This is a genomic window from Pseudomonas fluorescens (genome assembly GCF_002022275.1).
Lineage (GTDB): Bacteria > Pseudomonadota > Gammaproteobacteria > Pseudomonadales > Pseudomonadaceae > Aquipseudomonas > Aquipseudomonas fluorescens_AJ.
The window spans coordinates 20,832-28,458 of record NZ_MSDF01000043.1 but is presented as its reverse complement, the minus strand read 5'-3'; the positions used below and the strand labels follow the sequence as shown (position 1 = coordinate 28,458).

The following is a 7,627-nucleotide window of genomic DNA, read 5'->3' as shown; positions in this document are numbered from 1 at the left end:
GGAGCTTGCATTGGCGGTTGTCGAATCGGTCATAGCGCAGTGTCCAGGGCAGCATCGGTACGCACGCCGCGCCAGGCGTTGAAGCGGTGGCGCGCACGGTCGAGATAGAGGTAAACCACCGGGGTGGTGTAAAGGGTCAGGATCTGGCTGAAGACCAGGCCACCAATGATGGTCAGGCCCAGAGGGTGGCGCATCTCTGCGCCATCGCCGCTGCCAAGCAACAAGGGCAAGGCGCCGAGAATGGCGGCGAGCGTCGTCATCAGAATCGGCCGCAAACGCAGCAGGCAGGCGCTGCGAATCGATTCCAGCGGGCTCATGCGATCATTGCGCTCCAGCTGCAAGGCCAGGTCAATCATCAAGATCGCGTTCTTCTTCACCACACCGATCAGGAGGAACAGGCCCAACAGAGAAATCAGGCTGAATTCGCCCCCCGTCAGGTAGATCGAGAGCATGGCGCCGACCCCCGCCGACGGCAAGGTCGAAAGAATGGTCAACGGGTGAATGTAGCTTTCATACAGAATGCCCAACACCAGATACACCGCCACCAGCGCACCGAGGATCATGAACGGCTGGCCCTTCTGGGTCGCGGCAAATGCATCGGCCGTACCGGCCATCTTGGCGATCACGTCTTCAGGCAGCCCGACCTTGGCAATCGCCCGCTCGATGGCGGCGGTGCCCTGCTCCACCGTGACCCCGGGCGACATGTCGAAGGCAATGTTTTCCGAGGCGAACTGGCCTTCATGGCTGACGCGGTCGTCGGCCAGGCTGTTTTCGTAATGGGCAATGGTCGACAGTGGCACCCGCGCGCCCGTGGAGGTGATCACCTGCATCTGGTTCAGGGTGATCGGGTCCTGGGCGTATTTCGGGTTGACCTCCATCACCACCTGATACTGGTTGAGGCTGTCGTAGATGGTGGAGATCTGCCGCTGGCTGTAGGCGTTGTTCAGCACCGCCGTGACCATGCTCATATCGATGCCCAGGCGCTTGGCCTGGTCACGATCCACCACCAGCGTCACCTGCGCCGCACCGCGACCTTCGCGGGCGTCGATGGCGGTGAGTTCCGGCAGCTCGCGCAAGGCGGCGACGACTTTCGGGTACCACAGGCGCAACGCAGCCAGGTCGCCGCTTTGCAGGATGTAGGAATACTGCGCGCTGGTCTGGTCGCGGCTGCCACCAAATTGCAGGTCCTGGTCGGCCATCAGAAACAGGCGCCCGCCGGGCACCAGCGGCACGTCCTTGCGCAGGCGTTCGATCACGGCCTGGGCCGAGATCTTGCGCTCGGCGATAGGCTTGAGGCGCACCAGCATCACCGCATTGTTGGTGCCGTTGTTGCCGCCGATAAAGCCGGCCACGCTGAGCACCGCCGGGTCTTTGAGCACGGCCTTGCGGAACGTCTCCATCTTCGGCTGCATCACGTTGAACGACAGCCCGTCATCGCCGCGTACAAAACCGATCAACTGGCCGGTGTCCTGCTGCGGCATAAAGGTTTTCGGCACCACCACATACAGCGCAACGTTGACGCCGATGGTCACGAACAGGCTGAGCAGGGTCAGGCGCCGATGGCGCAGCACCCAGTCCAGGCTGGTCGCGTAGCCGGCGACCATGCGGTCGTTGACCTTCTGGCTCCAGCGCTGCAAGCCGGTCATACGGCTTTTGACATGAGGCTTGAGCCAGCGCGCGCACAGCATCGGGGTCAGCGTCAGCGACACGATCAGCGAGACAATGATCGCCGCCGACAGGGTGATGGAGAACTCACGGAACAGGCTGGTAACAATCCCGCCCATAAACAGGATCGACAAGAACACCGCCACCAGCGACACGTTCATCGACAGCAGGGTAAAACCGACTTCCTCAGCCCCCAGGTACGCCGCTTTCATCGGTGGCACGCCATCGTCGATGTGCCGGGAAATGTTCTCCAGCACCACAATGGCGTCGTCCACCACCAGGCCGGTGGCCAGGATCAGCGCCATCAGCGAGAAGTTGTTCAGCGAGAAACCGCACAGGTACATCACCGCAAAGGTGCCGACCAGCGACACCGGCACCGCCAGGGTCGGGATCAACGAGGCGCGGAAATTACCCAGGAACAGGTACACCACCAGAATCACCAGGGCCACGGCGATCAGCAAGGTCATCTCGGCTTCATGCAAGGTCGCGGTGATCACCGGCGAACGGTCCATGGCCAGGTTGAGCTTGACGCTGGACGGCAACACCGCCTGCAATGCGGGCAACTGCGCCTTGATCTGGCGCACCGTCTCGATGATGTTGGCGCCGGACTGGCGGTTGATCACCAGCAATACGGCGGAATCATTGTTGAAAAAGCCGCTGTTGTAGCGGTCTTCCACACCGTCACTGATCTTCGCCACGTCCCCCAGGCGCAGGGCCGCGCCGTTCTGGTAACGAATCAGCAGCGGCTCGTAATCCTTGGCCTTTTCCAACTGGTCGTTGGCCTGAATCTGCCAGTTGCGTTCGCTGTCTTCCAGGGAGCCTTTGGGCCGGCGCTGGTTGGCATTGGCGATGGTATTACGCACATCGTCCAGGGCCACGCCGTACTGGTCGAGGGCCTTGGGTTCCAGCTCAATGCGCACCGCCGGCAGGGAGCTGCCGCCGATTTGCACTTCGCCAACGCCCGGCACCTGGGACAGGCTTTGCGAGAGGATGGTCGACGCCAGGTCGTACAGCTCGCCTTTCTGCAACACGTCGGAGGTCAGCGACAGCACCATGATCGGCGCCTGGGACGGGTTGATTTTCTTGTAGGTGGGCATGCTGCGCATGCCACTGGGCAGCAGGTTGCGCGAGGCGTTGATGGCCGCCTGCACTTCTCGCGCCGCGCCGTTGATGTCACGGTCGGAGTCGAACGCCAGGATCACGCGCGTGGAGCCCTGGCTCGACGAACTGCTCATCGTCGTGATGCCGGCAATCGCACCAAACGAGCGCTCCAGCGGCGTAGCCACCGTAGACGCCATCACCTCGGGACTGGCGCCGGCCAAGCTGGCCGACACCACGATCACCGGGAAGTCGATCTGGGGCAGCGGCGACACCGGCAACAAATTGAAGCTGACGCCGCCGAGCAACATGATCGCCAGGCTCAGCAGCATCGTCGCGACGGGCCGCCGAATGAAAGGTCCGGACAGGTTCATGACTCAACCGGCTCCAGGCTTTGCGGCTCTTTGCGCCAGCGACGGCCAAGGCGATCGAAGTACAGGTAGATTACCGGCGTGGTGAACAGGGTCAGCACCTGGCTCACCAGCAAACCGCCGACCATCACCAGGCCCAGCGGCTGACGCAATTCAGCGCCGGAACCGGTGGCCAGCATCAGCGGCACCGCACCGAACAGCGCGGCGAGTGTGGTCATCAAAATCGGCCGGAAGCGCAGCAGCGCCGCCTGATAGATCGCCGTTTGCGGGTCCAGGCCCTGATTGCGCTCAGCGTCGAGGGCGAAGTCGATCATCATGATCGCGTTCTTTTTCACGATACCGATCAGCAAAATAATGCCGATGATCGCGATCATGCCCAAGTCATTGCCACTGAGCAGCAACGCCAGCAAGGCCCCCACTGCCGCCGACGGCAAGGTCGACAGAATGGTGATCGGGTGGATATAGCTCTCGTAGAGCACGCCGAGCACGATGTACATGGTGACCACCGCCGCCAGAATCAGCAGCAAGGTGCTCGACAACGAGGCTTCGAACGCCTGCGCAGCGCCCTGGAACTGGGTCTGCACGCCCACCGGCATGCCGATGTCTTTCTGGGTCTGGTTGATCAGCTCCACGCCTTTGCCCAGCGCGACGCCGGGGGCCAGGTTGAATGACATCATCACCGCCGGGAACTGGCCGATGTGCGCTATCGCCAACTGTGCCTGGCGCTGCTCCACATGGGCCAGGCTCGACAGTCGCACCTGGCCGCCGTCGGTGGTTTTCACGTGGATCTGGTTCAGCGCGGCAGGCCCGAGGGTTTCACCGGATTGGGCCTGCAATACCACGCGGTACTGGCTGGCCTGGGTGTAGATGGTCGAAATCTGGCGCTGACCGAAGGCGTCGTACAGCGCGTCGGTGATGGTGGACACGCTGACGCCCAGGCGCGAGGCCGCGTCGCGGTCGATCACCAGGAACACTTGCAAGCCCTTGTCCTGCAGGTCGCTGGCGACGTCGGTGAGTTCCGGCAACTGGCTCAGGGCGTGCACCAGCTTGTCACTCCACAGCGCGAGCAGTTCGGCGTCGGGCGATGACATGCTGAACTGGTACTGGGTGCGGCTGACACGGTCTTCGATGGTCAGGTCCTGCACCGGCTGCATAAACAGGCGGATGCCCACCAGCTTGTCGATTTCTGGCTGCAAGCGCGTGATGATTTGCGCCGCGCTCAGATCGCGCTGGCCGTGAGGCTTGAGGTTGATCAGCAAACGGCCGCTATTGAGGGTGGCGTTATCGCCGTCCACACCAATGTAGGACGACAGGCTCTCCACCGACGGGTCGGCCAGAATGACCTTGGCCAGCTCCTGCTGACGCTGGCTCATGGCAGCAAAGGAAATCGACTGCGGTGCCTCGGAAATACCCTGGATGACCCCGGTGTCCTGCACCGGGAAAAAGCCCTTGGGCACCACCAGATACAGCACCACGGTCAGGCCGAGGGTGGCGATGGCTACCAGCAACGTTAGCGGCTGGTGCTTGAGCACCCATTGCAATTTGCGCCCGTAGGCTTCGATCAGCCAATCAATCCAGGCCCCGCTGGCCTTGTAGAAACGGCCCTGCTCTTCCTCTTTGGGTTCACGCTTGAGCAAGCGCGCGCACATCATGGGCGTCAGGGTCAGGGACACCACCAGGGAAATCAGGATCGCCACTGCCAGGGTGATCGCGAACTCACGGAACAAGCGCCCCACCACGTCCGCCATGAACAGCAGCGGAATCAGTACTGCAATCAGCGACACGGTGAGGGATATCAGGGTAAAGCCGATTTGTTTGGCGCCCTTGAGCGCGGCCGCCATCGGCGTTTCGCCCTCCTCGATATAGCGCGAGATGTTCTCCAGCATCACGATGGCATCGTCCACCACAAAGCCGGTGGCGATGGTCAGGGCCATCAGCGTGAGGTTATTCACGGAGAACCCGGCCAAATACATCACGCCAAATGTACCGATCAGCGACAACGGCACGGCGATGGACGGAATAATCGTGGCGCTGAAACGGCGCAGGAACAGGAAAGTCACCATCACCACAAGGGCAATGGCGATGAGCAATTCGTGTTGCACGTCGGTGACCGAGGCGCGGATGGTCTGGGTGCGGTCGGTAAGCACAGTCACGTCGAGGCCGGCCGGCAGGTTGTCGGTGATGCTTGGCAGCAACGCCTTGATACGGTCGACCACCTCAATCACGTTGGCGCCCGGCTGGCGCTGAATATTCAGCAGCACGGCCTGGTTTTCATTGGCCCAGGCGGCAAGGCGTTCGTTTTCGGCGCCGTCGACGATTTGTGCGACGTCTTTAAGGCGCAATGGCGCGCCGTTGTTGTAGGCCAGGATCAGTTCGGCGTATTGCTGGGGCGAAACCAGTTGGTCGTTGGCGTCGAGCATCGACACACGGGTCGGGCCGTCAAAGTTGCCCTTGGGCTGGTTGACATTGGACGCTGCAATCAGGGTGCGCACGTCCGACAGGTTCAAGCCATTCGCTGCCAGGGCCTCGGGGTTGACCTTGATACGCACGGCCTGGCGCTGGCCGCCGGCGATGCTGACCATGCCGACGCCGCTGATCTGCGCAATTTTTTGCGCCATGCGCGTGTCGACCAAGTCATTCAGCTTGGGCAGCAGCATGGTCTTGGAGGTAATCGCCAGGGTCAGCACCGGGGTGTCCGCCGGGTTGACCTTGTTGTACACCGGCGGCGCCGGCAAGTCCTTGGGCAACAGGTTGGTGGCAGCGTTGATCGCGGCCTGCACCTGTTGCTCAGCGACATCCATGTTGATGTCGAGGTTGAAACGCAAGGTCAGCACCGACGCGCCGCCGGAGCTGGTGGAGGCCATTTGCGTGAGGCCGGGCATTTGCCCGAACTGGCGCTCAAGCGGCGCGGTGACCGCACTGGTCATCACGTCGGGGCTGGCGCCGGGGTACAGGGTCATGACCCGGATGGTCGGGTAATCCACCTGCGGCAAGGCCGACACCGGCAGCAGGCGATAGGAAATGATGCCGGCCAGAACAATGGCCAGCATGCTCAGCGTGGTGGCAACCGGGCGAAGGATAAACAGTCGCGACAGGTTCATGCGCCGACCTTTTGCGCCTTGCCGGCGTCAGCCCCGGTCTTCTCTTTTGCTGCAGGCTTGCCTTGCAGGTGTTCGGTCGGGGTGGTCGGCACTTCACTGCTGTCGTTGACCACTTCGATTTCGCTGCCGTCTTTCAGGCGGTCGGTGCCTTCCAGCACCACGCGGTCGCCAGCCACCAGGCCTTCCTTGATCACCGTGTTGTCGCCATCGGTATCACCCACCACCAACGGCTGGACCTTGACCTTCTTGTCGCCGTCGAGCTTGTAGACGAAGGTGCCGTTGTTGCCGTACTGGATCGCCGCCGACGGCGCCAGCACCACGTTGTGCAGGGTGTCGGCGAGCAAATGCACATTGACGAACTGGTTGGGGAACAGCGCCTGGTCCTTGTTATCGAAGCGACCCTTGAATTTCAGGGTGCCGGTCGTGACGTCGATCTGGTTGTCGAGGCTTTGCAGCACGCCGACCGCCTGTTTTTTCACGTCGCCACGGTCCCAGGCTTCCACGGGCAATTTGTTGCCGGCGTGGTAGCGGGTGAGCACGGTGTCGAGGGTGTTTTCCGGCAGGGTGAAGACCACGCTGATTGGCTGGGTCTGGGTGATCACCGCGAGGAAAGTCGTGTCATTCGCGGCAACGAGGTTGCCCACGTCGACCTGACGCAAGCCGACCCGGCCGCCGATGGGCGCGCGGATCTTGGTGAATTCGAGGTTGAGCTTGGCGTCATCCACCGCGCCCTGGTTGGTCTTGACGGTGCCCTGGTATTGCAGGACCAGCGCTTCGGCGGTGTCCAGGGTTTGCTTGGCGATACTGTCCTGGGCATACAGGCCGCGATAACGCTCCACATCCACCTGGGCGTTTTTCAGCTGGGCCTGGTTCTGCAACAGCGTGCCCTGGGCCTGCAGCAAGGCGTTCTGGTAGCTGCGCGGGTCGATTTCCGCCAGCAGGTCGCCGGCCTTGACCATCTGCCCTTCTTCAAAGGCGATTTTCACCAGCTCGCCGCCCACCCGGCTGCGCACATTAATGGTGTTGAGCGCAGTGACCGTGCCCAGCGCCTTGTAGTACACCGGGAACTCACCCAGCACCGTCGGCGCCACACGCACCGGAATCGGACCGGTGGAACCCCCGAAGCCCGGGCGCATCATCCCCGACTTGCCGGCATGCCCGGCGGGTTTCTTCGCGTCGGCATCCTTGTGGTTGCCAGGCCAGAATTTCCAGCACAGGCCGGCAATAACCAGCAGTACCAGCAGGCCGAACAGCCAGCGGCGGGAATGACGGGGGGAGGATTGCATGGAATGATCAACCATTGGGCGCGAGAGCTTCTTCTTTGGGAGGCTGAAAGATAAGCACTGGGGCGCATTAAGAAAAGCGCCTTTACCGGCTATTTACCTTGGGCTT

General features: G+C 62.2%; 3 protein-coding genes. All 3 read right to left on the bottom strand.

All coding sequences use genetic code 11. The annotated features are described in order from the left end of the window. Positions 1 to 29 precede the first annotated feature (29 nt). The 3 genes from BFW87_RS23560 to BFW87_RS23550 are packed head-to-tail and all read right to left on the bottom strand — an operon-like array spanning position 30 to position 7,536. The gene (locus BFW87_RS23560) at positions 30 to 3,137 is read right to left on the bottom strand and encodes an efflux RND transporter permease subunit (protein ID WP_078742113.1); all 3,108 of its coding nucleotides are present in this window, start codon (positions 3,135 to 3,137) and stop codon (positions 30 to 32) included. Then, the gene (locus BFW87_RS23555; RefSeq protein ID WP_078742112.1) at positions 3,134 to 6,235 is read right to left on the bottom strand and encodes an MdtB/MuxB family multidrug efflux RND transporter permease subunit; all 3,102 of its coding nucleotides are present in this window, start codon (positions 6,233 to 6,235) and stop codon (positions 3,134 to 3,136) included. Before BFW87_RS23555 ends, BFW87_RS23560 begins: the two co-directional genes overlap by 4 nt. Beyond that, positions 6,232 to 7,536, bottom strand: coding sequence for an MdtA/MuxA family multidrug efflux RND transporter periplasmic adaptor subunit (locus tag BFW87_RS23550; RefSeq protein ID WP_078742111.1), 1,305 nt, complete (start codon positions 7,534 to 7,536; stop codon positions 6,232 to 6,234). Before BFW87_RS23550 ends, BFW87_RS23555 begins: the two co-directional genes overlap by 4 nt. Positions 7,537 to 7,627: the final 91 nt, after the last annotated feature.

Excerpts from the sequence above, each read along its gene's own strand:
- BFW87_RS23560 (WP_078742113.1), bottom strand. The coding sequence starts at position 3,137 with ATGAACCTGTCCGGACCTTTCATTCGGCGGCCCGTCGCGACGATGCTG.
- BFW87_RS23555 (WP_078742112.1), bottom strand. The coding sequence starts at position 6,235 with ATGAACCTGTCGCGACTGTTTATCCTTCGCCCGGTTGCCACCACGCTG.
- BFW87_RS23550 (WP_078742111.1), bottom strand. The coding sequence starts at position 7,536 with ATGGTTGATCATTCCATGCAATCCTCCCCCCGTCATTCCCGCCGCTGG.